20 protein-coding genes and 1 riboswitch are annotated in these 25231 nt (G+C 72.6%); of the genes, 6 read left to right on the forward strand and 14 right to left on the reverse strand.

Going from position 1 to position 25231, the window contains the following annotated elements; all coding sequences use genetic code 11:
• The first annotated feature begins 73 nt into the window (after window positions 1–73).
• Entirely contained in the window at window positions 74–3241 is a 3168-nt protein-coding gene (locus TR46_RS12780; RefSeq protein WP_084718389.1) for a S41 family peptidase, read from the forward strand.
• Between the two features lie 176 nt (window positions 3242–3417).
• The gene (locus TR46_RS12785; RefSeq protein ID WP_042398811.1) at window positions 3418–5733 is read left to right on the forward strand and encodes a serine/threonine-protein kinase; all 2316 of its coding nucleotides are present in this window, start codon (window positions 3418–3420) and stop codon (window positions 5731–5733) included.
• Between the two features lie 26 nt (window positions 5734–5759).
• Here TR46_RS12785 and TR46_RS12790 read toward each other — a convergent pair whose 3' ends face one another.
• From TR46_RS12790 to TR46_RS12805, 4 genes are all read right to left on the reverse strand, one after another.
• A complete protein-coding gene (locus TR46_RS12790; protein ID WP_042398814.1) occupies window positions 5760–6785 on the reverse strand; it encodes a 6-phosphofructokinase in 1026 nt (341 codons plus the stop codon).
• Between the two features lie 258 nt (window positions 6786–7043).
• Entirely contained in the window at window positions 7044–7691 is a 648-nt protein-coding gene (locus TR46_RS12795; protein WP_042399024.1) for a response regulator, read from the reverse strand.
• A gap of 71 nt (window positions 7692–7762) precedes the next feature.
• The gene (gene macS / locus TR46_RS12800; protein WP_042398815.1) at window positions 7763–8962 is read right to left on the reverse strand and encodes a MacS family sensor histidine kinase; all 1200 of its coding nucleotides are present in this window, start codon (window positions 8960–8962) and stop codon (window positions 7763–7765) included.
• A gap of 50 nt (window positions 8963–9012) precedes the next feature.
• Window positions 9013–9741 carry a lysophospholipid acyltransferase family protein gene (locus tag TR46_RS12805; protein WP_439654354.1) on the reverse strand — a complete coding sequence of 243 codons (729 nt, stop codon included), beginning with the start codon at window positions 9739–9741 and terminating at the stop codon, window positions 9013–9015.
• 157 nt (window positions 9742–9898) lie between these two features.
• Between TR46_RS12805 and TR46_RS12810 the strand changes: the two genes are divergently transcribed.
• Window positions 9899–10657, forward strand: a complete 759-nt coding sequence (locus tag TR46_RS12810; RefSeq protein ID WP_042398817.1) for an alpha/beta hydrolase — start codon at window positions 9899–9901, stop codon at window positions 10655–10657.
• A 5-nt stretch (window positions 10658–10662) separates the two neighbouring features.
• Entirely contained in the window at window positions 10663–11193 is a 531-nt protein-coding gene (locus TR46_RS12815; protein ID WP_052432744.1) for a hypothetical protein, read from the forward strand.
• Between the two features lie 123 nt (window positions 11194–11316).
• Here TR46_RS12815 and TR46_RS12820 read toward each other — a convergent pair whose 3' ends face one another.
• From TR46_RS12820 to TR46_RS12845, 6 genes are all read right to left on the reverse strand, one after another.
• Window positions 11317–12063 carry an endonuclease/exonuclease/phosphatase family protein gene (locus TR46_RS12820; protein ID WP_042398820.1) on the reverse strand — a complete coding sequence of 249 codons (747 nt, stop codon included), beginning with the start codon at window positions 12061–12063 and terminating at the stop codon, window positions 11317–11319.
• Between the two features lie 60 nt (window positions 12064–12123).
• Window positions 12124–13065, reverse strand: a complete 942-nt coding sequence (locus TR46_RS12825; RefSeq protein ID WP_042398822.1) for an ROK family glucokinase — start codon at window positions 13063–13065, stop codon at window positions 12124–12126.
• A gap of 170 nt (window positions 13066–13235) precedes the next feature.
• The gene (locus tag TR46_RS37845) at window positions 13236–13739 is read right to left on the reverse strand and encodes a DUF5304 family protein (RefSeq protein ID WP_052432745.1); all 504 of its coding nucleotides are present in this window, start codon (window positions 13737–13739) and stop codon (window positions 13236–13238) included.
• A gap of 58 nt (window positions 13740–13797) precedes the next feature.
• The gene (locus TR46_RS12835) at window positions 13798–15090 is read right to left on the reverse strand and encodes an ArsA family ATPase (protein ID WP_084718391.1); all 1293 of its coding nucleotides are present in this window, start codon (window positions 15088–15090) and stop codon (window positions 13798–13800) included.
• On the reverse strand, window positions 15090–15539 hold the full coding sequence (locus tag TR46_RS12840; protein ID WP_042398824.1) for an SRPBCC family protein: 450 nt from the start codon (window positions 15537–15539) through the stop codon (window positions 15090–15092). The genes TR46_RS12835 and TR46_RS12840 overlap by 1 nt, the downstream gene beginning before the upstream one ends.
• Window positions 15540–15609: 70 nt before the next feature.
• Window positions 15610–16380 (reverse strand): metallophosphoesterase family protein, encoded by a 771-nt coding sequence (locus TR46_RS12845; protein WP_042398827.1) that lies wholly within the window; start codon window positions 16378–16380, stop codon window positions 15610–15612.
• A gap of 201 nt (window positions 16381–16581) precedes the next feature.
• Here TR46_RS12845 and TR46_RS12850 point away from each other — a divergent pair, with 201 nt between their 5' ends.
• Window positions 16582–18378, forward strand: coding sequence for an AMP-dependent synthetase/ligase (locus tag TR46_RS12850; protein ID WP_042398830.1), 1797 nt, complete (start codon window positions 16582–16584; stop codon window positions 18376–18378).
• A gap of 37 nt (window positions 18379–18415) precedes the next feature.
• On the opposite strand, the gene TR46_RS12855 is transcribed toward TR46_RS12850, so the two are convergent.
• Window positions 18416–19546: a glycosyltransferase family 4 protein gene (locus tag TR46_RS12855; protein WP_042398833.1), complete on the reverse strand. Its 1131-nt coding sequence runs from the start codon at window positions 19544–19546 to the stop codon at window positions 18416–18418.
• Between the two features lie 183 nt (window positions 19547–19729).
• Between TR46_RS12855 and TR46_RS12860 the strand changes: the two genes are divergently transcribed.
• Window positions 19730–21079 carry a glycosyltransferase 87 family protein gene (locus TR46_RS12860; protein ID WP_236655314.1) on the forward strand — a complete coding sequence of 450 codons (1350 nt, stop codon included), beginning with the start codon at window positions 19730–19732 and terminating at the stop codon, window positions 21077–21079.
• Here the strand turns inward: TR46_RS12860 and TR46_RS12865 are convergent.
• The 3 genes from TR46_RS12865 to TR46_RS12875 all read right to left on the reverse strand — a co-directional run bounded on the left by TR46_RS12865 (window position 21072) and on the right by TR46_RS12875 (window position 24815).
• The gene (locus TR46_RS12865) at window positions 21072–22331 is read right to left on the reverse strand and encodes a hypothetical protein (RefSeq protein WP_052432746.1); all 1260 of its coding nucleotides are present in this window, start codon (window positions 22329–22331) and stop codon (window positions 21072–21074) included. The two genes, TR46_RS12860 and TR46_RS12865, sit on opposite strands and share 8 nt — an antisense overlap.
• 105 nt (window positions 22332–22436) lie before the next feature.
• Window positions 22437–23522, reverse strand: a complete 1086-nt coding sequence (locus TR46_RS12870; RefSeq protein WP_042398839.1) for a C40 family peptidase — start codon at window positions 23520–23522, stop codon at window positions 22437–22439.
• 222 nt (window positions 23523–23744) lie between these two features.
• Window positions 23745–24815, reverse strand: coding sequence for a C40 family peptidase (locus TR46_RS12875; RefSeq protein ID WP_042398842.1), 1071 nt, complete (start codon window positions 24813–24815; stop codon window positions 23745–23747).
• A 10-nt stretch (window positions 24816–24825) separates the two neighbouring features.
• Window positions 24826–24975, reverse strand: a riboswitch (cyclic di-AMP (ydaO/yuaA leader).
• Between the last annotated feature and the right edge of the window lie 256 nt (window positions 24976–25231).

Consider the following 25231-nt stretch of genomic DNA (forward strand, 5'->3'; position numbering starts at 1 on the left):
TTGAGGGGCGCGGGAACTGCGCGACAAGCCACGACGGCGCCGCACGTCTGCACCCGCGAGTTAGTGTGCCCGGGTGACTCTTGCTGAAGGCTATTTCCGGTTTCCGCACATCCATCAGGACCTGGTCACCTTCGTGGCCGAGGACGACGTCTGGATATCCCCGCTCGGCGGGGACGGCAGGGCATGGCGGGTGAGTGCCGATCAGGTGCCCGTGGCACGCCCGCGTTTCTCGCCCGACGGGTCGCTGCTCGCCTGGGCGTCCACCGCCGACGGCGCGCCGGAGGTGCATGTCGCGCCGGTCGAGGGCGGCCCGGCCCGGCGGCTGACCTACTGGGGCAGCGCCCAGACCGCGCTGCTGGGGTGGACCGCCGAAGGCGAACCGCTGGCGCTCAGCAGTGTGGGGCGGATGTCCCGCGCCCACCCGTGGGCCTTCGCGGTGCCGCTGGACGGCGGCCCCGCGCGGCAGTTGCCGTACGGGCGGCTCGGCGCCCTCGCGCTGGAGCCCGGCGGGTCCGGGGTGGTGCTGGGCACGGCCAACGCCGCCCGGGAGCCCGCGCACTGGAAGCGCTACCGAGGCGGCCGGGCCGGGAAGCTGTGGCTGCGCACCGACGGCGCGTTCCAGCGGGTCCACCAGGAGCTGGACGGCAACATCGACTCGCCGATGTGGGTCGACGGCAGGATCGCCTTCCTCAGCGACCACGAGGGCGTCGGACGGCTCTACTCCAGCCTCCCGGACGGGTCCGACCTGCGGGTGCACAGCGAGCCGGACGAGTTCTACGCCCGCAACGCGACCACCGACGGCAGCCGGGTGGTCTTCCAGCGCGGCGGCAGCCTGTGGCTGCTGGACAGTCTCGACTCCGCCGGGCCGCGCCGGCTCGACATCGCCCTGGGCGGCCCGCGCACCGCCCGTCGGCCCCGCCCGATCACCGCGGCCGAGCACCTGGGCACGGTGGCCCCCGACGCGGAGGGGCGGGCCAGCCTGGTCGAGGTGCGCGGCACCGTGCACCGGGTCACCCACCAGGACGGGCCCGCCCGGGTGCTCTCGGACACCCCGGGCGTGCGCAACCGGCTGCCGCAGCCGCTGCCTGACGGGACGTCGGTGTGGGTCACCGACGCCGAGGGCGAGGACGGGCTGGAGTTCTCCGACGGCCGCCGGGTCGCCGTCGGAGCCCTGGGCCGGGTCGAACAGCTGGTCGCCTCGCCGGACGGCGCGCTGCTGGCCGTCGCCAACCGGGACGGCGCGGTCCTGCTGGTCGCCGTCGAGGACGGCGCCGTACGGGAACTGGACCGCAGCCCCGCCGTCGAGGCCGAGGGCCTGGTGTTCTCGCCCGACTCCGGCTGGCTGGCCTGGTCGCACGGCGCCGACCTGAACGAACGGCTGCGGCAGATCCGGCTGGCCCGGCTGGCCGACGGCGCGGTCACCGAGGTCACCCCGCTGCGCTTCAAGGACGAGTCGCCCGCGTTCAGCGCCGACGGCAGATACCTGGCCTTCCTCTCCATCCGCGAGTTCGACCCGGTCTACGACGAGCAGGTCTTCGACCTCTCCTTCCCGCTGGCCTGCCGCCCCTACCTGGCGCTGCTGAGCGCCGAGACGCTCTCCCCGTTCGACCCGCTCCCGCAGGGCCGCCGGCCCGGACGGCCCGGGGACCGGGACGGGGAGGAGGCCGCCGAGGTGCGGGTCGACACGGACGGACTCGCCGCCCGGGTGGTCCCGTTCCCGGTCGAGGCCGGCCGCTACCTGTCGCTGCAGGCCGCCAAGGGCGGCTTCACCTGGCTGCACCGTCCACTGGCCGGGGTGCTGGGCAACGGCAAGGCCACCCCGGACACACCCGCCAAACGGCCCTCGCTGGAGTACTTCAACCTGGCCGCCCGCCGGCTGGAGACCCTGGCGGACGCCGTGGACCGCTACGCGGTCTCCGGCGACGGCGCCAGGCTGGCCCTGGTCGACGGCAAGGAGCTGCGGGTCGTCCCGGCCGACCGGAAGCCGGCCAAGGAGGACGACGGCGACAGTGTGGGCGTCGACCTGGAGCGGATCCGGGTCACCCTGGACCCGGCGGCCGAGTGGCGGCAGATGGTGGCCGAGGCGGCCCGGCTGATGCGGGACAACTACTGGCGGACCGACCTCAACGGCGTCGACTGGGAGGCGGTGCAGCGGCGCTACCGTCCGCTGGTGGACCGGCTCGGCAGCCATGACGACCTGGTCGACCTGCTCTGGGAGATCCAGGGCGAGCTCGGCACCTCGCACGCCTACGTCCAGCCCAAGGCGCGCAAGGTCGCGGACGCCCGTCGGCCGGGGCTGCTCGGGGCCGACCTGGCCCGGGCCGAGGACGGACTCTGGCGGATCGTCAGGATCCTGCCGACGGAGACCTCGGACCCCGCGGCGCGGTCGCCGCTGGCCGCGCCCGGGCTGGGAGCCAGGGCCGGGGACGCCGTCCTGGCCGTCAACGGCCGCGCGGTCGACCCGGTGACCGGTCCGGCCCCGCTGCTGACCGGAACGGCCGGCAAGCCGGTCGAACTGACCCTGGACGCGGGCGCCGAGGGCGGCGAGTACGAGGTGGTGGTCGTCCCGCTCGCCGACGAGGAGCCGCTGCGCTACCACGACTGGGTGGCGGGCCGACGGGCCCGGGTCCGCGAGCTGTCCGGCGGACGGCTCGGCTACCTGCACCTGCCCGACATGATGGGCCCGGGCTGGGCCCAGCTGCACCGGGACCTGCACACCGAGGCGGCCCTGGACGGGCTGGTCGTGGACACCCGGGAGAACCGGGGCGGCCACACCTCGCAGCTGGTGGTCGAGAAGCTGCGCCGACGGGTCGTCAAATGGCAGACCATCCGCGAGTTCCGGCCGCACCCGCGGTATCCGGAGGACGCCCCGCGGGGACCGCTGGTCGCGGTCGCGGACGAGTTCTCCGGGTCGGACGGCGACAACATCAACGCCGCGTTCCAGGCCTACGGCCTGGGTCCGGTGGTCGGCGTCCGGACCTGGGGCGGGGTGGTCGGGATCGACGGCCACTACAAGCTGGTGGACGGCACCGGGGTGACCCAGCCGCGGTTCCGCACCTGGTTCGAGGGCTACGGCTGGGAGCTGGAGAACCACGGCGTCGACCCGGACGTCGAGGTGGTGTGCACACCGGAGGACTGGGCGGCGGGGCGCGACCCGCAGCTGGACGAGTCCGTCGCCGTCGCCCTCCGGGCCCTGGAGTCGACCCCTGCCGTCGCACCGCCGGGGTTGCCGCCGCTCTGACCGTTGCCGCCTTGTTGTGGCTTGTCGCTCAGTTCCCCGCGCCCCTGGCAATTGCGACCCCGGGTCAGTTGCAGCGCCCAGGGGGCACGGGGGACTGAGCCCCCGCGATGGATCACTCCACGACGCACCCCTACTGTGTCCCACAGCATCGGCACAGGACGACGACGGGGGACCACATGCAGCCGCTGGAAAGTGACGATCCGACAGCAATAGGCGCCTATCGGCTGATAGCCCGGCTGGGCGCCGGAGGGATGGGCCGGGTCTATCTCGCCCGCTCCGCGGGAGGGCGGACGGTGGCGGTGAAGGTGGTGCGCCCCGAGCTCGCGGAGAGTGCCGACTTCAGGAGCAGGTTCCGCCGCGAGGTGGAGGCCGCGCAGGCGGTCTCCGGCGCCTACACCGCACCCGTGGTCGACTTCGACCACGACGCGGCGACCCCCTGGCTGGCCACCGCCTACGTACTCGGTCCCTCCCTGGCGGAGGCGGTGGACGCCCACGGCCCGCTGCCGGAACGCTCGGTCGCGGTGCTGGGGGCCGTCCTCGCCGAGGCGCTGCAGGCGATCCACGGCGCCGGGCTGGTGCACCGGGACCTCAAGCCGTCCAATGTGCTGCTGTCCGCGGACGGCCCGCGCGTGATCGACTTCGGGATCGCCCGCGCCCTCGACGGCGGTGAACTGACCAGCACCGGTGTGGTCGTCGGCTCGCCGGGGTTCATGTCGCCGGAGCAGGCCTCGGGCAGACCCGTCAGTCCGGCCAGCGACATCTTCTCGCTCGGCTCGGTGCTGGCCTTCGCCGCCACCGGCCACGGGCCCTTCGGCGCGGACTCGGTCGCCACGCTGCTGTACCGGGTCGTCCACGAGGCCGCCGAACTCGGTGACCTGCCGGTCGGGTTGCGCGAGCCCGTGGGCGCCTGCCTGGCCAAGGACGCGGCTGACCGGATCACCCCGGCGGCGCTGTCGCGACTGCTCGCGCCGACCGGCACCCCCGCCCTGCTGCGGACCGCCTGGCTCCCCGCCGAGGTGGCCTCCGGCATCGCCTCGCACGCGGCGCGGGTGATGGACATGGAGGCGCCGCAGGCCGGCCCCGGGGGCGGCGGGACGATGCTGCTGGGCCCGGCCGCCGGCGCCGACCCGGCCACCGCCGTGCTCGGCCGCACCCCGGTCCCGGCCGGCTTCCCGACCCCTCCCCCGGCCGCGCCCGCGACCACCGCGGTGGCCCCTGCCGAGCCCGGCCGGCGCAAGGTGCTCACCGGGGCGCTGTCGGTCGGCGCTGTCGCGGTCGTCGGCGGTGGCGTGGCGCTGGCGCTGTCCGACCACTCCGGCAGGAAGCCGGAGCCGGGCCCCACCCGCTCGCCCGCCCCGAGCGCCTCGGCCGACGCCGGTGCGAGCGCCTCCGCGGGCAGTGCCGCCGTGAGCTACCCCACCCATGCGCCCGGGGTGGCGCCCGCGGCGGTCTGGGTCTACAAGGGCTCCAGCCTGACCGAGGTACCGGTGGTTCCCTACCACGGCACGCTGATGGTCAGCGGGGCCAGTCTGACCGCGGTCGACGCCCGCAGCGGCAAGCAGCAGTGGCAGGGGCCGGAGTTGGGGTCGGCCTTCGCCACGCCGCCGATCGGCATCGGCGCCGGCGTGGTCGTCTCGGTGGGCTACACCGCCACCGAGCAGCCCGCCCTGCTCGCCACCGATCCGACCACCGGGGCGGAGCGCTGGCACCTGCTGGAGCCGGCAGCGCTGGCCTTCACCTCGGTCCTGGCCGTGGACGACGAGCGGGTCTACCTGCTCGGCAGCAAGTACCCGGTGGACGCCAACGGCAAGGCGGTGATCACCATCGGCGATCCGACCACCAAGGCGGTGATGGCCGTCGACCTGCGCACCAGGAAGGTCGTCTGGACCCAGATGCGCAAGGCCTCGGCCAACGACCAGGTCACCGGATCGGTGGCGGGGAAGTACCTCGTCTACACCAACGACCAGAACAACGTCGTGGTCCGGGACACCACCACGGGGGTGCAGCTCTGGTCCAAGGACTTCGGCCTGAAGGACTTCCAGTCCCAGGTGGACCCGCTGATCAACGGCGGCGACCTGTACGTCGGCGGCCCGCAGCTCCTGGGCTTCACCGTGGCCGACGGCAAGCAGGTGCTGTCGGTGAAGAACACCAGCGGCGGCTCCTTCGACGTCCCCGCCTTCGCCGACGGCGTGCTCTACGCGGCCGACCTGCGCGGGGCCCGGGTGGCGCTGAACGCGGCCACCGGTTCCCAGCAGTGGGAGTGCGTGATCCCGGACGGGCCGTCCACCTCCACCCTGGTGGTGGTGGGGACGACCCTGTTCGCCGGGTCCTTCGTGGGCAGCAACGGGGTCTATGCGATCGACCGGAAGAGCGGCAAGATCCTCTGGAACTACCGCACCACCGCCAACGACAAGGACTGGTGGCTGGCCACCGACGGCACCCTGCTGTACGGGGTCGTCGGTGACGAGGTCCACGCCCTGCCGCCGGTGTAGGGGGCGAGCGGGGCCGGGGAGGCCGGTCAGCCGAAGAAGACGTCGAACTCGGAGTACAGCGCGGGTTCGACGGTCTTGATCCGGGCGGTGGCGTCCGCCAGCGGCACCCGGACGATGTCGGTGCCGCGCAGCGCCACCATCGTCCCGTAGTCGCCGTCGTGCACCGCGTCGATGGCGTGCAGGCCGAAGCGGGTGGCCAGCCACCGGTCGAAGGCGCTGGGGGTGCCGCCGCGCTGGATGTGCCCCAGGACGGTGGTCCGCGCCTCCTTCCCGGTGCGGGCCTCGATCTCGTGGGCCAGCCACTCGCCGATGCCGGAGAGCCGGACATGGCCGAAGGCGTCCCGGGTGTCGTCCTTGAGCACCATCTGGCCCTCGACCGGCATGGCGCCCTCGGCGACCACCACGATCGGCGCGTAGTTGATCCGGAAGCGCTGCTCCACCCAGGCGCAGACCTGGTCCATGTCGAAGCGCTGCTCCGGGATGAGGATCACGTTGGCGCCGCCCGCGATGCCCGAGTGCAGTGCGATCCAGCCGGCGTGACGGCCCATCACCTCGATCACCAGCACCCGGCGGTGCGACTCCGCGGTGGTGTGCAGCCGGTCGATGGCCTCGGTGGCGATGTTGACGGCGGTGTCGAAGCCGAAGGTGTAGTCGGTGGCGTTGAGGTCGTTGTCGATGGTCTTGGGCACGCCCACGACGTTGACGCCGTTGTCGTGCAGGGTGGCGGCGACCCCGAGGGTGTCCTCGCCGCCGATCACGATCAGCGCGTCCACCTGGTACTTCTCCAGGTTCTCCTTGACCTTGCGGATGCCGTCGGCGACCTTGAGCGGGTTGGTGCGCGAGGACCCCAGGACCGTGCCGCCGCGCGGCAGGATCCCCCGGACCTCCGGGATTCCGAGGGGAAGGGTGGCGCCCTCCAGCGGGCCGCGCCAACCGTCCCGAAAGCCGGTGAACTCGTATTCGTAGACCTCGACGCCCTTGCGGACGACCCCCCTGATGACCGCGTTGAGCCCCGGGCAGTCCCCGCCGCCGGTGAGCACGCCGATCCGCATATCCGTCCCCTCCCCTGAGTATGACGAACTGTCACTTCACGGTAGCGGCGGGCGGGACGGTTGCACCCTGCTGTGCACAGGACAGGGGCCCCACCGACGGGTCTTCGGCTGCGGGCCGTAGGTGGCTGGGCGCGCAGTTCCCCGCGCCCCTATGGGGCTGCAACTGAACCACCGCCGGCAAGTTGCACTATTCAGGGGCGCGGGGAACTGCGCGACAAGCCATCTACGGCCCGCAGCCGAACCTCCCGCAGAACCCCGCTACCCCTCGTCGTCCAACCCGCGCTCGATCGCGTAGCGGACCAGCTCCACCCGGTTGTGCAACTGCAGCTTGCCGAGGGTGTTCTGGACGTGGTTCTGCACGGTGCGGGGCGACAGCACCAACCGGTCGGCTATCTGCCGGTAGGCCAGCCCCTTGGCGACCAGCCGCAGCACCTCGGTCTCCCGCTCGGTGAGCTGCGGGGCGGCCGGGCTGCGCGAGCCGGCCGGCACCGGCTCCGCCGCCAGCCGGCGGTACTCGCCCAGCACCAGCCCGGCCAGTCCGGGGGTGAACACCGGGTCGCCGACGGCGGTGCGGCGCACCGCGTCCAGCAGTTCCTCCCGGCTGGCCGACTTCACCAGGTAGCCGGTGGCGCCGGACTTCACCGCCTCCAGCACGTCCGCGTGCTCCCCGCTGGCCGACAGCACCAGCACCCGGGGGGCCGGGTCGTGGGCCATCAGCTGCCGGCAGACCTCGACCCCCGGCAGGTCCGGGAGATTGAGGTCGAGCACCACGACGTCCGCGGCGGCGGCCGGCGCCCGCCGCACCGCCTCGCGGCCGTCCCCCGCCGTGGCGACCACCCGGCAGCCGGCGTCACCCAGGTCCCGGGCCACCGCCTCGCGCCACATCGGGTGGTCGTCCACGACCATCACCCGGATCGGCTGCTGCCCCTCCACCGCGCCCTCGCCCGTCGTGCCCCCGGATCCCGTGCCCTCGGATGTCACTGCCCGCTCCCTCGCTCGACTCGCTGCCGCGGCACCCGCAGCTCGACCTCGGTGCCCTGACCGGCCGCGGAGCTGATCTCGGCGCTGCCGCCCAGATCCCGCAGCCGGCCCCGGATCGACTGGGAGACCCCGAGTCTCCCCTCCTGCTCGGCCTGCCCCAGCCGGTCCGGGGTGAAGCCGGGGCCGTCGTCCCGGACGCTGACGACCACCTCCCCCGGCTCGTCCTCGACCAGGATCCAGGCGTGCGCCCGCTCCCCCGCGTGCTTGCGCACATTGTCCACCGCGGCACCGACAGCCGCGCTCAGTTCGTCCGCCGCCCGTCCCGGGAGCAGCACCGGCGTCCCCGGGGCCGACAGCGTCACCCGGGATCCGGCCAGCGGGGTGAGCAGCGCCCGCAGGTCCTGCGGCTCGCCCGGGTCCTGGTGGTGCAGCGGGCGGCGCGGGGCCTCGTAGGAGGCGTTGGGCACCAGGCCCTCGGCGATCAGCGCACGCAGCGCGATCTCCTGCTCACCGGCCATCCGGCCGATCTCCTCGGCCTCGCCGCCGACCTCGGCGCCGCGCCGCTGCACCATCGCCAGCACCTGGAGCACCCCGTCGTGGATGTCCCGGGCCAGCCGCTCCCGTTCCCGGGTCGCGGCCTGGATCTCCAGGGCCCTGGCCAGGGTCTGCTCACTGGCGCGGGCCAGCTCGACCACATAGCCGATGGCGACGCCGGCGAGCATCAGCAGCACGATGTTGTGGGCGTTGCTGGAGGTGACCCTGCCCCGCTCGCCGATGTTGGCGACGCCGACCAGCAGTCCCGCGAGGGCGGCCGGGCGCCAGCCGCCCATCACCGCGAACCCGAGCACCGTCGCGGCGGCGCGGACCGTCGGAAGCGTCACGTCGTTGGCGTCCACGCTGACGGCCTGGTCGAGGCTGCGGGTCAGCAGGATGCCGGCGACCACCAGCGCCAGATCGGCCCAGAGCCACCACCAGCCGCAGCGCGCCTTGGTGGAGAACACCCGCACGGTCGCGAAGGTCCAGACCGCGAGCACCGCCATGTAGGCCCAGGCCGCCGCGGGATGCGCGTAGTGGTCGGAGTTCCCGGCGTAGCGGCCCACCGCGTAGAGCAGGGTGAGCAGGCGGAAGGCCGCGACGGCCCGCCACAGCGGCTGCTCCACGGAGAAGACCCCCGTGGCACGCTTCCCGGTCCCCACTCTGCCGCCCCCTGCCGTCCTGGCTTCCGCCGACCGCCGCCGGCCGACTGCTACTGCTGTCTGTCCGCGCCGCTCTGCTTGGCCTGCTTCTTGGCCTCCTGCAGCTGCCGCTTGGCCGCCGTGGCGTAGATGTCCACGTACTCCTGGCCGGAGAGCCGCATGATCTCGTACATCACCTCGTCGGTGACCGAGCGCAGGATGAAGCGGTCGTTCTCCATGCCGTGGTAGCGCGAGAAGTCCAGCGGGGCGCCGATCCGGATCCCGGGCCTGACCCCGAAGTTGGGCTTGACCTGGCCGGGCGGCTGCAGCTTCTCGGTGTCGATCATCGCGACCGGGATCACCGGGGCGCCGGTGGCCAGCGCGATCCGGGCCACCCCGCCGACCTTGCCGCGGTAGAGCTTGCCGTCGGGCGAACGGGTTCCCTCCGGGTAGACCCCGAACAGCTCGCCGCGCTCGATCACCGCGATACCGCTGGTGATGGCGGCCTCACCGGCGCCGCGCGCACCCGAGCGGTCCACCGGGAGCTGGCCGACGCCCTTGAAGAAGGCCGCCGTCAGCTTGCCTTTGACGCCCGTCCCGGTGAAGTACTCGGACTTGGCGATGAAGGTCACCCGGCGCTTCATCAGCGCGGGCAGGAAGAAGGAGTCGGAGAAGGAGAGGTGGTTGCTCGCGATGATGGCGGGCCCCTCCGCCGGGATGTGCTCCATCCCCTCGACCCAGGGACGGAAGAAGATCTTCAGCAGCGGTGCGACGATCATCTTCATCAGTCGGTAGAACAACCCTGGCCTCCAGATTCACGAACCAGGGAGAACCTTAGCCGCTCGGGCAGTGGTGAGCTGTACGGCTGACAGGCGGGCATGGGACTATGCGGGTCACCCGTCGTGTTGTGCCATGCAGCTGCCATGTGCCCCACCCCGCGTGCGAAAGGAGCCGCAGATGCCGCTCATGCCCGGTGCCGAACCGTACCGCCATCACGGTGGCCCGGTCGGAGTCCTGGTGTGCCACGGGTTCACCGGCTCGCCCTACTCGATGCGGCCCTGGGCCGAGACCGCCGCCGCGCAGGGCTTCAGCGTCTCGCTGCCGCTGCTGCCGGGGCACGGCACCCAGTGGCGCGACCTCAACATCACCCGCTGGCCGGACTGGTACGCCACCATCGAGCGGGAGTTCGACCTGCTGGCCGAGGACTGCGAGCAGGTCTTCGTCTTCGGCCTCTCCATGGGCGGCGCGCTGGCGCTGCACCTGGCCGCGCGGCGGGGCGCGGCCGTTTCCGGCCTGGTCCTGGTGAACCCGCTGGTGCGGATGCCCGGCCAGGCGCACCGGGCGCTGCCGCTGGTGCGGCACCTGGTTCCGAGCCTGCCGGGGATCGCCAACGATGTGGCCAGACCCGGCGTCAACGAGGGCGGCTACACCCGGACCCCGCTGCACGCGGCGCATTCCATGGCGCAGCTGGCCCGGCTGGTGCAGGGGGAACTGCCCCAGGTCACCCAGCCGGTGCTGCTGTTCCGGAGCCCCCAGGACCATGTGGTGAGCCCGGCCAGCAGCGCGATGCTGCTGGCCCGGATCTCCTCGACCGACGTCGAGGAGCGGCTCTGCGAACGAAGCTTCCACGTGGCCACCCTGGACCACGACGCCGAATCCATCTTTGAAGGAAGTCTCGACTTCGTGCGGCGGCTCACCCCCGCCGTGAAGGGATGACAGCCGTGCCCGAGCTGCCCGAGGAAGGCGCGGACGCGCCTCAGGACGCCCCCGCCGAGAACACCCCGGTGGACCGGGCCGCCGACGACGACGCGGTGTTCGCCCAGCTCGTCGCGGGCTTCGACCACCCGGTGGACGCGGAGGCGCGGTCCTGGCCGGCCGCGGAGGACCTGTCGGACCTCGCCCCCGTGGCGCGGCCCCGACCGGTGATCAAGCCGCTGCCGAGGATTCAGGCGATCGCGCCGGTGGATCCGCGGAACTGGATCCCGGAGGAGTCCAGCGAGGACGACCACTACGTCCCGCCGCCCCCGCCGCCGTTGCCGCAGACCGCCACCGCGACGAGGCTCGCGGTGGCGGCGGTGATCGTGGGGGTGGCGCTCACGCTCTACTCGGCGTTCGGGCAGTTGCCCGGGGTCGGGGGGATGGGGGCGTTCCTGGGGATCGGTCTGTTCGTCGGGGGGGTCGGCACGTTGATCTCGCGGATGCGGGAGGACGACGACGAGGACGACGACCCGCAGCGGGGGGCTGTGGTCTGAATCTGGGCTGCGGCATGTGCGTGGTTGTTCGCGCAGTTCCCCGCGCCCCTACGAAAGTGCAACTGACCCACTGTGAGCAAGTTGCACCTTCATAGGGGCGCGGGGAACTGCGCGCTCAGCCGGCTACGACCCCGCAGGGATCCGCAGGACGGCCACCAACGGCAGATGGTCGGTGGCGGCGATCAGATCCTTGCGCGGTAGATCGTCAGGCACGCCGCAGGCGAGAACCTCGATGCCCGGGGTGGCGAAGACGGCGTCGATGCGCTGGTAGGGGTCGGCCGGGACGGACGTGAACCCGGAGCCCCAGGGGGCGGTGGCCCAGCCGTCCTGGAGGCGGCCGGCCAGTAGTTTCCAACCGGGGCCGTCCGGGTGCTCGTTGAAGTCCCCGCCGACCACGCCCAGTCGGGTGCCGACCCGGTCCAGCTGCTCCAGCAGCATCCCGCACTGGTCGTAGCGTTCGTCGGGGTCGAGCGAGAGGTGACAGCTCGTCACCGAGAACGGCTCGGCCGTGCCGAGCCGCACCACCGTGGTGGCGAAGCCCCGCTGGTGCAGGCCGGGGGTCCGCGGCAGCAGCACGTCGTGGACCGAGAGCGGCATCGCCCGCAGCCGTCCCAGCAGCAGCGGGCCCGACGCGCTGAGCCCGCCGGAGAGGATCACCAGCCCGGTCGACCGGGCCAGCCACCCGGCCTGCTGCCGGGGGAACCAGAACCGCGGCGACTCCTGGACGCAGACCAGGTCGGGCTCGCAGGCCCGGACCAGCCGCGCCAGCACCGTGCGGTCGTCGCGCAGCGAGCGGATGTTGTAGCTGAGCAGCCGCACGACTTCAGAGCCGTCGGGCTGTGGACCGGAGGCGGGGAGATCAGCCAGCATGGGACCGAGTCTCGCACCGCCCCCGGTGCGACGGACAGTGTGCGTCCGGCGTGTCAGGCCTCAGACCTGGCGGGCCAGGTCGCCGGCGCCGGCGATCCCCGCGGCGGAGCCCAGCGAGGCGAGCACCACCTCGGCGCGGGGCCGGTGCACGCCGCCGATCAGGTGCTTCTCGAAGGCCTTGGCGACCGGGTCCAGCAGCAGGCTCCCGGAGTCGGCGACACCGCCGCCGAGGACGAACACGGCCGGGTCGAACAGCGAGGCGAGGTCGCCCATGCCGCGGCCGAGCCAGTCGGCCAGCTCGTCGTAGACCTCCAGGGCCAGCGGGTCGCCCTCCTCGGCCGCCTGGGTGATCTGACTGCCCGTGATGGTCTCGGCGATGCCCTCGTTCAGCTCCAGCAGCCGCTTGCCGAGCACCGGGTCGGCGGCGGCGCGCTCGCGGCCGTAGCGGCGCAGCGCGCGGCCGGAGGCGTACTGCTCCCAGCAGCCCTTGGAGCCGCAGCCGCAGGGGATGCCGTCGGGGATCATGTTGAGGTGGCCGATCTCGCCGGCGACGCCGAAGCTGCCCCGGTACATCCTGCCTTCGAGCACGATGCCGCCACCGATGCCGGTGCCCACCGTGATCATGATCATGTCGTTGTGCTGCGCCGCGGCGCCGAACCTGAACTCACCCCAGGCGGCGGCGTTGGCGTCGTTCTCGATGACCGTGGGCAGGTGCACCAGGTCCTCGATACGGGTCTTCAGCGGCTCGTTCTCCCAGGCGATGTTGGGAGCCATGATCACGGTGGAGCGGTCCCGGTCGATGTAGCCGGGAGCGCCGACGCCCACAGCGGTGACCTCGTGGTCCGCCCGCAACTCCTTGATGGCGTCGGCGATGGCGCCGACCGCCCACTGCGGATCCGCAGGGGTGGGTACCCGCGTCCGGGCCAGGATCGCGCCGTTCTCGTCGACGACCCCGGCTGCGATCTTGGTACCCCCGACGTCGACGCCGATGGTCAGTCCCATGTGTCCCTCAGTCTCCGCTGGCTTCCCCGCTGGCCGGTACCGTACCCGGCCGGGTGGGGCCGGGTACACACCTGTGCGTACATTAGCCGAAGACAGAGTGCTGAGGATACGTTGGTGAGCCTTCAGGAGTCGTAGTCAAGCCGAGTGGGTGGACCGGTACCGGTACCGGCTCAGTCGAGGTCGATCTGCTCGGAGGAGGCCGGCTTCTCCGCCGTCCACCGCTTCTCCGATGCGGAGACCGCCGCGCGGTAGGCGGCCAGAAGCTCCCCACCTGCGGCGATGAGGTGTCCGTAGACCTCGGGGTGCTTGGCGCGGAGCGGTGCGGCCAGGTTCTGCAGGGCGCCCAGGCTGTCGCCGTTGCTCGCCGCGGTGGAAGCGGCGCTGACCCGTTCCCCCAGATCGGTGGCGAACCGGCGCACCTCGTCCACCAGCGGGGTCAGTTCGGGTCCGAAGAGGTCGCCCGGGGCGGACGGCTTCTGGTCCGCGACCCCGCTCCCGGTCTTCTCCGCGACAGCGTCGTGGGAGGTCGCGTCCGGCACGGGCGTGTCGCCGTCCCCGGCTGTCCCGGCGGGGGCAGCTGCCCCGGCGGGGCCCGCTGCCCCGGGCTCCTCGGCGGCCTCGGCCACGGCCTCGGCCCACACGTCCTCGTTGTTACGGTCGTCGGCAGTCGTCATGGTTCCGCTCCTTCTACGAGCTCCGTGGGACCTGCTCGGGCACTGCTTCGACGCTACCTCAGCCCTTGGGCCAGAGCGCCGGATCCGGGGTGAACCGCACCGCCAGGAAGCCGTCGCGCAGTCCCGCGCCGGCCACCGTGCAGCGGCGCAGCGCCGACGGCAGGGCGACGGTGCGGCGGTAGCCGCCGACGCCGAGCACCAGGTCGTCGCCGCGGCGGACCAGGTCCAGGTCGGCCCGGTCGGCGCCGGGCAGCGGGATCCGCCAGACCAGCGCGCCCTCGTCGCCCTCGCGCAGGTCCTCCACCCCCCAGGGCTCGGGCAGCGGACCCGAGGGGCCGACCGGCGGCAGGCCCAGCGACCCGGGCAGCAGGTCCGCCGGCCCGGGCTCGCGTCCCAGGTGCGGCACCCCGTGCACGGGGACGTCCCACTCGGCCCGCAGCGCCTCCAACTGCCGCTGCTGCTCCCGGCGCAGACCCGCCAGGAACGGCTCGTCGCCCTCCGGCACCAGCCGGTTGACCAGCAGCGACTCCACCCGCTGGCCGTGCAGCGCGAGCCCGGCCCTGGCCTGCCGCAGCGCCGCTCCGGCCAGCGGTCCGGACGGGGCGTCCAGCACCAGCCGGACCGTGGTGCCCGGCGCGTCGGTGACCGCGCGGACCTCGTCGAGTTCGGCCGCGGCCCACGCCCTGGCCTCGTAGACCCAGTCCGAGGGCATCGGCACCCCGGCGACGGCGGCCAGCACCGGCCGCAGCGCGCGGGCGGCCTGGCGCTGCTCGGGCACCAGCCGGGCCAGGTAGCGGTCCAACTGTTCCGGCAGCGCCAGCGCCGCCAGCAGTTCGGCGACCACCGGGGCGTCGACGACCAGGACGTCCCAGTCGCCGCGGGCCGCGTGGGTGCGCAGCGCGTCCAGCAGGGCCAGGTGGGCGGCGCCGGGCAGGGCGCTGAGCTCGTCGCGTTCCAGCGGGTCCACACCGAGCAGGTCGAACAGCGGCTTGGCGCGGGAGAGCAGCCGGTCGGCGGCGTCCCGGAACGCGGTCTGCGGGTCCAGCCTGGCGGCGAACAGGCCGCCGTCCAGCCGGGCGGGCTCCGGCGACAGCCGGGCGCCCACCAGCCGGTCGACGGTGCGGTGCGGGTCGTCGGCGGCGAGCAGCAGGGTGCGGCCCGACCCGGCGGCGGCCTGCTGCGCGAGCGCAGTGGCCAGGGTGGAGCGGCCGCTGCCGCCCGCGCCGCTGACCAGGACGGTGCGGGGCACGAGGTCGGCGCGGGATACAAGGCTGGCGCGGGATTCGCGGTCGGCGCGGGGGTCGGAGTCGGCGCGGGGGTCGGAGTCGGGGCGCGGTGCCGGGGAGGCCATCAGGCCGTGACGCCCTGGGACTCCACCCGCTTCTTCAGCCCGGCGAGCGCACGGTCGATGATGACCTTCTCCGCCTTGCGCTTGATCATGCCCAGCATCGGGATCTTGACGTCCACCGCGAGCTGGTAGATCACCACGGTGCCGCCGCTGCGGGACGGGTCCAACAGGTAGGAGCCGTCGAGGGACTTCAGCATCTGGCTCTTGACCAGGGTCCAGCTGACCCGGCGGTCGCCGTCCCAGGTGTAGGCGAGGACGTGCTCGTCCTTGATGGCCCCGGCGTCCAGCAGCAGCCGTACCTGCTCCGCCCGGCCGTCGGCGCCCTTGGCGAGCACCTCGACCTCCTTGACCTCACCGGTCCACTGCGGGTACGCCGCGAAGTCCGCGATCACCGCCATGATCTGTTCCGGGGTGGCCTCGATCGTGGTGCTCGACCTCGTGTGCTCCGCCATCGCTGGCCTCCGCGTCTCTGCTGCCTGGGTGCTGCTGGAAGGTTACCGGTGCGGTGCGCGGTGCTTGTAGTCAGTAGTCCAGTACCCAGGGGCGGCCGGTGGAGCGGAAGTGGCCGACGTTCACGCACTCGCTGCGGCCGATCCGCATCCGCCGGGCCAGCGGCTGGTGCACATGCCCGAAGAGCACATGGCCCGGGCCGGTGCTGTGGATCGCGTCCAGGATGGCCTCGCTGCCGCGTTCGAACCGGCGGGCCACGGTGTCGTAGGTGAGTTCGGGGACGGCCGGCGGGATGTGGCTGCACAGCACGTCGACCCGGCCGAGTGCGGCGACCTTCGCCGCGTAGGTCTCCTCGTCCACCTCGTAGGGGGTGCGCATCGGCGTCGGCAGCCCGCCGCCGACGAAGCCGAAGGTGCGCCCGCCGATCTCGACCACCTGCCCGTCCAGCACGGTCACCCCGGTGCCGGCGGCGAACTCGGGCCACAGGTCCGGGCGGTCGACATTGCCGTAGGTGGCGTAGGTCGGGGTGGGGAAGGCGGCGAAGAGCTCGGTGTACTGGCGGCGCACCGCCTGCTCGGTGGCGGTCTCGCGGTCGACGTCCAGTCCTGCCCACAGCTGCCGGGAGAACTCCTTGGCCTCGTCGAACCGGCGGGCGGTGCGCATGGCCACGATCCGGTCCGCGTTCTCCCGGCCGAACAGGTCGGGGAAGATGCCGCGCGAGTGGTCCGCGTAGTCGAGGAAGAGGATCAGGTCGCCCAGGCACAGCAGTGCGTCCGCGCCTTCCCCCGCCCGCGCCAGGGCCTCGCTGTTGCCGTGTACGTCGCTGACCACATGCACCCGCATGGCGTCACCCTACCGACCCGCCCGGCAGTAGGGTTGCGGGCGGAGGGAAGTGTGCTTCCGCATCGGAAACGTGCAGATCACCGGAACTTTGGAGCACGTGGGTGTGACACAAGGAACATCTTGGCCGTCGCCCCTATCGGAACCCTCCTACCGAGCAGTAACGTCCTGGCGTCCCGCAGCGTCGCAGACCGAGGAGCAGTCTTGCGCGAGTTCAGCCTTCCGGCTCTCTACGAGGTGCCGAGCGGCGCAAACCTCACCGACCTCATCCACCGCAACGCCGAGCGGCATCCATCCGTCCCGGTGGTGAGCCGCAAGGTGGACGGCCGGTGGGAGGACCTGACGCCGGTGCAGTTCCTGGCCGAGGTGCGGTCCGCCGCCAAGGGCCTGATCGCCTCGGGCATCGGTCCCGGCGACCGGGTCGGGCTGCTGTCCCGCACCCGCTACGAGTGGACCCTGCTGGACTTCGCGGTCTGGTGCGCCGGCGCGATCACCGTCCCGGTCTACGAGACCTCCTCCGCCGAGCAGGTCGAGTGGATCCTCGGCAACTCCGGCGCGGTGGCCTGCATCACCGAACTGCCCCGGCACCAGGCCGTGGTGGCCCAGGTCAGCGCCAACCTGCCGGAGCTGAAGCAGACCTGGCAGATCGAGGGCGGCGCACTGCGCGAACTGGCCGACGCCGGACGCGAGGTGGCGGACGCCACGGTGGACGAGCGCCGTTCGGCGCTGAACCCGGACTCCATCGCCACCATCGTCTACACCTCGGGCACCACCGGGCGCCCCAAGGGCTGCCAGCTGACCCACGGCAACTTCCTGGGCGAGCTGGGCAATGTGGTGGCCCGGCTCGACCCGCTGTTCCGCACCGGCGAGTCCTCGGTGCTGCTGTTCCTGCCCGAGGCGCACGTGCTGGGCCGGATCGCCGAGATCGCGGCGGTGCTGGCCCCGGTCAAGCTCGGCCACCTGCCCGACATCAAGGAGGTGGTGGCGGAGCTCAGCGCCTTCCGCCCGACCCTGATCCTCGGTGTCCCCCGGGTCTTCGAGAAGGTCTACAACTCGGCCAGGGCCAAGGCCCAGAGCGAGGGCAAGGGCAAGATCTTCGACCGCGCCGCCGACACCGCGATCGCCTACAGCCGGGCCCTCGACGGCGACGGGGCCCCGCTGGGCCTGAAGCTGCGGCACAAGCTGTTCGACGCCCTGGTCTACAGCAAGCTCCGGGCCGCGCTCGGCGGCCGGGCCACTCACGCCATCTCCGGCGGCGCCCCGCTCGGCGAGCGGCTGGGCCACTTCTACCGGGGCATCGGCTTCACCGTCCTGGAGGGCTACGGCCTCACCGAGTCCTGCGCCGCCACCGCCTTCAACCCGCACGACGAGCCGCGGATCGGCAGCGTCGGCCAGCCGGTGCCGGGCTCCGCGATCCGGATCGCGGACGACGGCGAGGTGCAGCTCAAGGGCCCGCAGATCTTCACCGGCTACTGGCAGAACCCCGAGGCCACCGCCGAGGCGCTGAAGGACGGCTGGTTCTCCACCGGGGACATCGGCAAGCTGGACGCCGACGGCTACCTCACCATCACCGGCCGCAAGAAGGAGATCATCGTCACGGCCGGCGGCAAGAACGTCGCCCCCGCGGTGATCGAGGACCGGATCCGGGCCCACCCGCTGATCGGCGAGTGCATGGTGGTCGGCGACCGCAGGCCCTTCATCGCCTGCCTGATCACCATCGACCCGGAGTTCTTCCCCACCTGGAAGAAGCTCAACGGCAAGCCCGACGCCTCCTCGGTCGCCGACCTGCTGCAGGACGCCGACCTGCTGGCCGCGGTCCAGGCCGCAGTGGACGACGGCAACGCGGCGGTGTCGCACGCCGAGGCGGTGAAGAAGTTCCACATCCTGGACACGGTCTTCACCGAGGAGTCCGGCCATGTCACCCCCTCGCTGAAGCTCAAGCGCGCGGTGGTGGCCAAGGACTTCGGCGCCGAGATCGAGTCCCTCTACTCGGCCCGCTGAGCGCCGGCCGCCGGGGTCCCGGCGGACCGCCGCCGTCTCAGAGCAGCGCGGCCAGCCGTCCCGCCAGCAGGTCCCAGCGCCAGCTCTGCTCCACCCAGGCCCGTCCCCGCTCGCCCATCCGGGCGCGCAGGGACGGGTCCTGAAGCAGTGTCACCAGTCGGTCGGTGAGCGCCGCCAGGTCGCGTCCGGGGACCACATAGCCGGTCTCGCCCTCCAGCACCGCGTCCGGCGCCCCGCCCGAGTCCCCGGCGACCACCGGCAGGCCGGTGGCGGACGCCTCCAGGTAGACGATGCCCAGCCCCTCCACGTCCAGACCGCCGCGGCGGGTCCGGCACGGCATCGCGTAGACGTCGCCGGCGCCGTAGTGGGCCGGGAGTTCGGACCAGGGCACGGCTCCGGTGAAGCGCACCGAGGCGGACACCCCGACCGAGGCCGCCAGCTTCTCCAGATCGGCCCGGTAGGGCCCGTCGCCGACGATCAGCAGCACCGTGTCCGGCTCGGCGGCCAGCACCCCGGGCAGCGCCCTGATCAGCGTGTCCTGGCCCTTGCGCGGCACCAGCCGGGAGACGCACACCACCACCGGTCGCGAGCTCAGCCCCAGCCCGGCCCTGACCTCGGCACCGCCGGAGTCCGGGTGGAAGGTCTTCTCGTCCACGCCCGGCGGGACCTGCCGCATCCGCGCCGCCGCATCCGGGCCGACCGCGGCGGCGATCCGCGAGCGGGTGTACTCGCCGAGGTAGGTGAGGGTGTCGGTGCCGGCGCCGATCCGCCGCAGCAGCTGCCGGGAGGCGGGGAGCTGGGCCCAGGCTGCCTCGTGGCCGTGGGTCATCCCCAGCAGCCGCTCGGCCCCTGCCCTCCGCAGCGCGGGGGCGGTCAGCCCGAGCGGCGCCGCGGCCCCGTACCACACCGAGCCGCAGCCCTCCGCCCTGAGGATCTCGGCGGCCCGGCGGGTGACCCTAGGCGTCGGCAGCAGCATCGTGGTGCGGTCCCGGACCACCTGGAACGGCTGTTCGGCGTCGAACCGGGCCACCTCGGCGCCGTCACGCCAGGTGGAGGCATACACCACAATCTGTTCAGCGGGCATACGGGCAGCCATGTTGTGGACGAACGTCTGAATCCCACCCGGGCGCGGCGGAAAGTCATTGGTGACGATCAACGTCTTGTTCATGCACTTCTCCTCGCGAATTCCACTCGCCGACGGCTGCCGACCACGAGTTCACGTGGGGGTCCGGGGGCCGCCCCCGGAAATCTGGAGCAACGGAACCTCGGAGGCGTTCTGTAACCGGCTGGACGTGATCCGTACGATAGGGCAGTGCGGCAACCGCACGAGCGTCCGCGAGCGTGTTCCACTGTGCGGTTACCTGTCGGCCTCCAGTCCCCGGGCGAGGATTCCATCACTACTCAGCTGCACCCGCTGTCCCGCCCGGCCGAACCGGCGGAGACCCCGGCGCCTTCGGGCGACCGGGCCGTGCGGCGTGCCTGGGTGGCGGTCGGGCTGAGCTGGGCCGCGACCCGGACCCTGGTGATGCTGATGGTGCTGGGGCTGCTGCAGCTCGGCACCAGCGACGTGACCAGCGACGTGAAGGTGATCTACCGGGGCTGGGCCCAGGTGCTGCAGACCGGCACCTTCCCGCTGGACGACGTGACCTGGCAGTACCCGCCGCTGACAGCGCTGGTGATGCTGGTGCCGCACTGGCTGCCGTGGACCTACTTCACCGGCTTCCTGGTCATGGTCGCGACCGCGGACGCACTGGTGCTCGGCCTGCTGCTGCGAGCCTCCCGGCACGGCCGGAGCCGGGCCGGGGCCTGGCTGTGGGCGCTGGTGGTGCCCCTGCTCGGCCCGACCGTGTACTGCCGCTTCGACCTGGTGGTCACCGCCGTGGCGGTGGTCGGGCTGCTGGCCGCGGCCACCCGGCCGCGGCTGAGCGGGGTGCTGGCCGGGATGGGCGCGATGCTCAAGGTCTGGCCGGTGCTGATGGTGCTGGGCACCCCGCGCGGCCGAAGAACCAGGGAGACCTGGACCGCCATGGTGGTCTCGGCGCTGGCGATCGGCTTCTACTACGCGGTCACCAATGTCGGCGCCTACTCCTTCATGAGCTTCCAGGAGAACCGCGGCATCGAGATCGAGTCGCTCGGCGCGCTCCCCTTCTACCTGGCCCACCTCTTCGGCTGGCGCGGCCACGCCGAGATGCACTACGGCTCCACCGAGTTCCTGGGCACCGGGGTCGACCTGGCCGGAAAGCTCATGGTGGCGCTGTCGCTGGCGGCCTTCGGCTGGCTGCTGCTGTGGCGCTTCCGGGCCCGCCGCTGGAACGCGGCCACCCCCTGCGACGCGGCGCTGGCCGCACTGCTGCTGTTCACCGTGACCAGCCGGGTGATCAGTCCGCAGTACCTGGTCTGGCTGATCGGCGTCGCCGCCGTCTGCCTGGTCTCCCCGCACACCACCCAGCGGCCGACCGCCTGGCTGATCGCCGCCGCCAGCGTGTTCACCTTCCTGGAGTTCCCGGTCTTCTTCGGCGACCTGGCGGCGTTCAAGCCGCTCGGCGTCTCGGCCCTGGTGATCCGCAACCTGCTGCTGGCGGCAGCCGCCGTGGTCTCCTGCCGACGGCTGTGGCGCGCGACCGCGACGCCGCTGCCCGCGCCCGCCGAGCTGCCGATCGAGCCCGAGCCGGAGGCCGAGCCCGAGGCCGCGACTACGTAGCCGCCTGCCTCAGGTCGGCCACCCACTGCGCGGTGAACGCGCTCAGTCCGACCCCGGCCGTCCTGCGCAGCGCAGCGTCCAGGGCCGCGTCCGGTCCGGTGGAACCGCCGCTACCGGCCGCCGCCACCGCTCCGTACAGGGCCACCAGGGCCGACTGGCCGTGCCGCCGCACGATGCCGCGGCAGGCGAACCAGGCCTGCTCGTACGCCTGCGGCAGGTCCGCGGCCGAGCCGTCGAAGGCGGAGTCCGCAGGCAGCCGGTCGGGGATCCGGCCCGCCCTGAGGTCGGCGAGCAGCTCCGGGGCGATCTGGGCCGGGGTGCGGCCGGTGCCCAGGTAGCCGGTCCAGTTGGCGGCGCCCTCGGCGAGCCAGCGCGGGGTCCACTGCTCGGTGATCGCCCGGGTGGCCACATGGGTGGTCTCATGGGTGATGACGACCCGTCGGCCCAGCGCGTTGAGGGTGTCCCAGACCGGGGGGTTGACGGTGATCCGCTCGGTGCGGCCGGCCTCGGCGGCACCGAGCTCGCCGGTGGTGACGGCGGCGATCGCGGTGTATCCGGCCGGGTCGGCGCCCAGCAGCCGACCGAACTGGTCCGGACCGAACGGGGCCAGCAGCACCGTCCGCTGCCCCCAGCCGGTCCCCCAGACCGTGCTGACGGCCGGTACCGCCCGGTCCGCCTCGTCGGCGAGCTGCTGCAGCGTGCTCTGACCGCGCAGCCCCAGCACCAGGCAGTGCCGGCCCTGGACCACGGTGACCGGGCCCAGGTCCCACGGCTGGACGTCGCCGCCGGCGTGGTCGCTGTCCGAGCTGAGCAGCCAGTCGCCTCCGCCGCTGCGGGTGAAGGTGAGGTACTGGGTGGCGGTGACCGGCTGGGAGTCGAAGCCGCTGAGCCGGTACGAGAGTTCGACCCGCGCCGCCAACCGCGCGGTGCCCGCGGTGCCGAGGGCCGCCGGCAGGGGGTAGGCGTCGAGCGCCTTGAGCTGGTACGCCCAGGTGCCGATCGGCACCTGGGCCAGGTTCCCCAGCATCGCGGCACCGCTGTCGCGCAGCGACTGCGCCGTCGGCAGCACGGTTGCCGCCAGCGCGGCCTGGTCCCTGCCCCGGATCGCCGCGGCCCTGCGGTCGAGCACGGCCTGCACGGCGGCGGCGTCGCTCGCGGCGTCGGCGTGTTGGCGGTCGTGCCACTCCTCGCCGCCCAGCGCCCCGGCGACCAAGGCGGCGGCACCGGCCGCCAGCACCGCCCTGCGTCCCACGGCCATCAGTGGTCTGACCCGTCTGCATGGTTTGTCGCGCAGTTCCCCGCGCCCCTGCGGGGCTGCAACCGAGCCGGTTGCACATGCTGGGGGCGCGGGGAACTCTCAGACCCGGACCACCTCGGCCACGGGCATGTCGCCCACCCGCTCGTAGCGGACCCGGGCCCCCGGGTAGGGCGCGTGGATGATCGTCCCATGGCCTGCGTACATCCCTACGTGGTGCATGTCGCCGTAAAAGATCACAAGGTCGCCGGGCCTCGCCTGGCTCAGCGGGACCCGCTGTCCGGCGAAGGCCTGACCCTGCGAGGTTCGGGGCAGCGTCACCCCGGCATGGCGCCAGGACCAGTACATCAGGCCGGAGCAGTCGAAGGAGCCCGGGCCTGCGGATCCGTACACGTAGGGCTTGCCGAGGGCGCTCTCCGCGGCCGCCAGCGCCATCGCCGCGCGCGCGGAGGCCGGCCCCTGGCCGGACTGCGGCGGCTGCTCCGCGGTCTGCGCGGCCGCCCCGGCGGCGTCGTCCTCGTTCTGCTGGAGCTGGGCGCGCTGCGCCGCCGTCAGCGTGTCCAGCAGCGCCTTGGCGTGCCCGAGCCGCTGCTGCACCTGGGTCTTGCTGCCGGCGATGGACTGCCGCAGCGACTCCAACTGGGCCAGCTGGGCGACCGCCTCGGCCCGGTCCTGCACCAACTGCCGCTGGTCGGACTCGATCTCCTGGAGTTTCAAGGCGGCCACGGCGTCGGCCTGGTCCGCCGTGGAGGCCTGCTCCAGGTACTGGTCGGGATGGGCGTTGAGCAGCAACTTCACCAGCGGGTCCACCCCGCCGCCCTGCCGGTACTCGGCGCTGGCGATCGAACCCATGGACTGGAGCAGCGTGTTCACATGCTGCTGCTCCTCGGCGACCCGCTGCTGCAGCAGCACCGACTCGCGCTGCAGCGACCGCTCCTGCTCCCGCGCCCCGTCGTACCGCTGGCCGGCCACCTCCGCCTGCGCGTAGAGGCCGTCGACCTGCTGCCGGACGCCGTCGGCGGTGACCGGGGCGCCACCGGGGCCGCCGGGGGCGCCCGGCGCGGCCAGCGCGCTGCCACCGGTCGCCAGTACCGCCGCGGTCGCGGCCGCCAGGGTGGCCGCGGTGCGCGACAGGGCTGCCACGGTGGAGTGCTGGCCCAGCGGTCGGGCACGTCGGTGGGACGCCACGGGGACTGGCTCCATTCGTCGAAGCAGAGGGCCGAGCGCCGACGTTAGCGAGTCGGACACAGGGAGTCCAAACCCTGGCAAGGACGAATATTTCCGCTGGATTAGTACATTTTGACGAAACGCCACGTGAGGAGGGGTCGGCCGGACACGGCGACGGGCCCGACCCCCGTCAGGGGATCGGGCCCGTACAGCCGTTTGGGCGGCTCAGCCGGTCGTGTCGGCTCAGATGTGGCGCATCGCGTAGATGGAGCCGATCGTGTCGATGCTCTCGTACTTCACCACGGTCCCGGTGTGCGGGGCGTGCAGCACGGTGTTGTTGCCGGCGTAGATGCCGACGTGCGAGTCACCGTTGAAGAACACCAGGTCGCCGACCTGCAGGTTGGCGCGGGAGACCGCGGTACCGGCGGTGATCTGGTCGTAGGTGGTGCGGCCGATGGACACCCCGGCCTGGGCGTAGGCCCACTGGGTCAGCCCGGAGCAGTCGAACGAGTTGGGACCGGTGGCGCCGTAGACGTAGACGTCGCCGAGCTTGGTCTGGGCGGCGGCGTAGGCCGTGGCCTCCACCGAGTCGCCGGCCTTGCTGGAGCTGGAGCCCGACGCCGAACTGCTGCTGGACGAGGACGAGGACGACGCCGCTGCGGCGGCCTTGGAAGCGGCGGCCTCGTTGGCCGCCTTCAGCGCGGCCGCCTGGGCTGCGGTCAGCGAGTCCAGCTTGGCCTGGGCGGCAGCGAGCTTCTTCTGCACCGAGGCCTTGGAGGCGGCGAGCTGCTTGCTGGTCGCGTCGAGGGCCTTGAGCTTGGTCTCGGCCTCGGACTTCTCGGTGTTGAGCGTGGTCTGCTCGGACTTCAGATCGGCCAGCATGTTCGACTGACTGGCGGTGATCTGGCTCTGCGCCGACGCCGAGTTGAGGTAGGTCGTCGGGTCCGAGGAGAGCATCAGCTGGACCGAGGGGTCGACCGACCCGCTGCGGTACTGCGCGCTGGCGACGGCGCCGAGGGCGGAGGCCTTGGCGGTGACCGAGGCCTGCTGCCGGGCGACCTGGTCCTGCAGCGTGTTGACCTGCTTCTGCAGCGCCTGCTGGTCGGACTGCGCCTTGTCGTACTGCTGAACCGCCGTGTCGGCGTCGCTGTTCAGCTGGTCGATCTGCGCCTTGAGTTGGGCGGTGGTCTGCTGCGGGGTCGCCTGCGCCGACTGGGCGGCGGTCGCGGAGAGGGCGACGGTTGTGGCCGCTGCAGCCGTGAGCACGGTTATGCGGGCGCGACCGGGATTTTTGGGACGACGATGGGACGCCACGAAGGCGAGCTCCTTCTTCCTACGGCCGCCTACCGGGTGAGCTGACGGGTTCGGGCTGGAAGACGTGCCCTACAACGCTTCACCGGCGGACCGGCCTGGCGTCGATTCACCCCGAGGGAACTTGGTTCCCCGGCTCCGAAACTGACGGCGCTCCCCTGTGGTCATCCCGATGGCGTCGGGAGGGCCTGCCGTACGGTCGGACTCGGCGGAAACCTCCGCTGCCACCCAGGCTGGGTGATCGACTTCGCGGTGGTTCGATCGCTGACACTAGTGACCCAACCGTGATCCGTTCAAATCCCTGTAAGTAAAAAGTATCTTTGGTTACGACACTGCATCAGATTTCCAACGGACCGTAGTCGTCACATGACCACATGGCGACGACATGGCGGTCAAATCGGTCATCCGGTCGAGGTGTT

The sequence above is a fragment of the Streptacidiphilus carbonis genome (genome assembly GCF_000787775.1).
In the GTDB taxonomy this organism is placed as follows: Bacteria; Actinomycetota; Actinomycetes; order Streptomycetales; family Streptomycetaceae; genus Streptacidiphilus; species Streptacidiphilus carbonis.

What these genes read in the sequence shown, in the direction of transcription:
- TR46_RS12855 (WP_042398833.1), bottom strand. Translation starts at nt 19,546, where the DNA reads ATGAACAAGACGTTGATCGTCACCAATGACTTTCCGCCGCGCCCGGGT.
- TR46_RS12795 (WP_042399024.1), bottom strand. Translation starts at nt 7,691, where the DNA reads ATGGTCGTGGACGACCACCCGATGTGGCGCGAGGCGGTGGCCCGGGAC.
- TR46_RS12785 (WP_042398811.1), top strand. Translation starts at nt 3,418, where the DNA reads ATGCAGCCGCTGGAAAGTGACGATCCGACAGCAATAGGCGCCTATCGG.
- TR46_RS12810 (WP_042398817.1), top strand. Translation starts at nt 9,899, where the DNA reads ATGCCGCTCATGCCCGGTGCCGAACCGTACCGCCATCACGGTGGCCCG.
- TR46_RS12825 (WP_042398822.1), bottom strand. Translation starts at nt 13,065, where the DNA reads ATGGGACTGACCATCGGCGTCGACGTCGGGGGTACCAAGATCGCAGCC.
- TR46_RS12790 (WP_042398814.1), bottom strand. Translation starts at nt 6,785, where the DNA reads ATGCGGATCGGCGTGCTCACCGGCGGCGGGGACTGCCCGGGGCTCAAC.
- TR46_RS12845 (WP_042398827.1), bottom strand. Translation starts at nt 16,380, where the DNA reads ATGCGGGTGCATGTGGTCAGCGACGTACACGGCAACAGCGAGGCCCTG.
- TR46_RS37845 (WP_052432745.1), bottom strand. Translation starts at nt 13,739, where the DNA reads ATGACGACTGCCGACGACCGTAACAACGAGGACGTGTGGGCCGAGGCC.
- TR46_RS12840 (WP_042398824.1), bottom strand. Translation starts at nt 15,539, where the DNA reads ATGGCGGAGCACACGAGGTCGAGCACCACGATCGAGGCCACCCCGGAA.
- TR46_RS12820 (WP_042398820.1), bottom strand. Translation starts at nt 12,063, where the DNA reads ATGCTGGCTGATCTCCCCGCCTCCGGTCCACAGCCCGACGGCTCTGAA.
- TR46_RS12835 (WP_084718391.1), bottom strand. Translation starts at nt 15,090, where the DNA reads ATGGCCTCCCCGGCACCGCGCCCCGACTCCGACCCCCGCGCCGACTCC.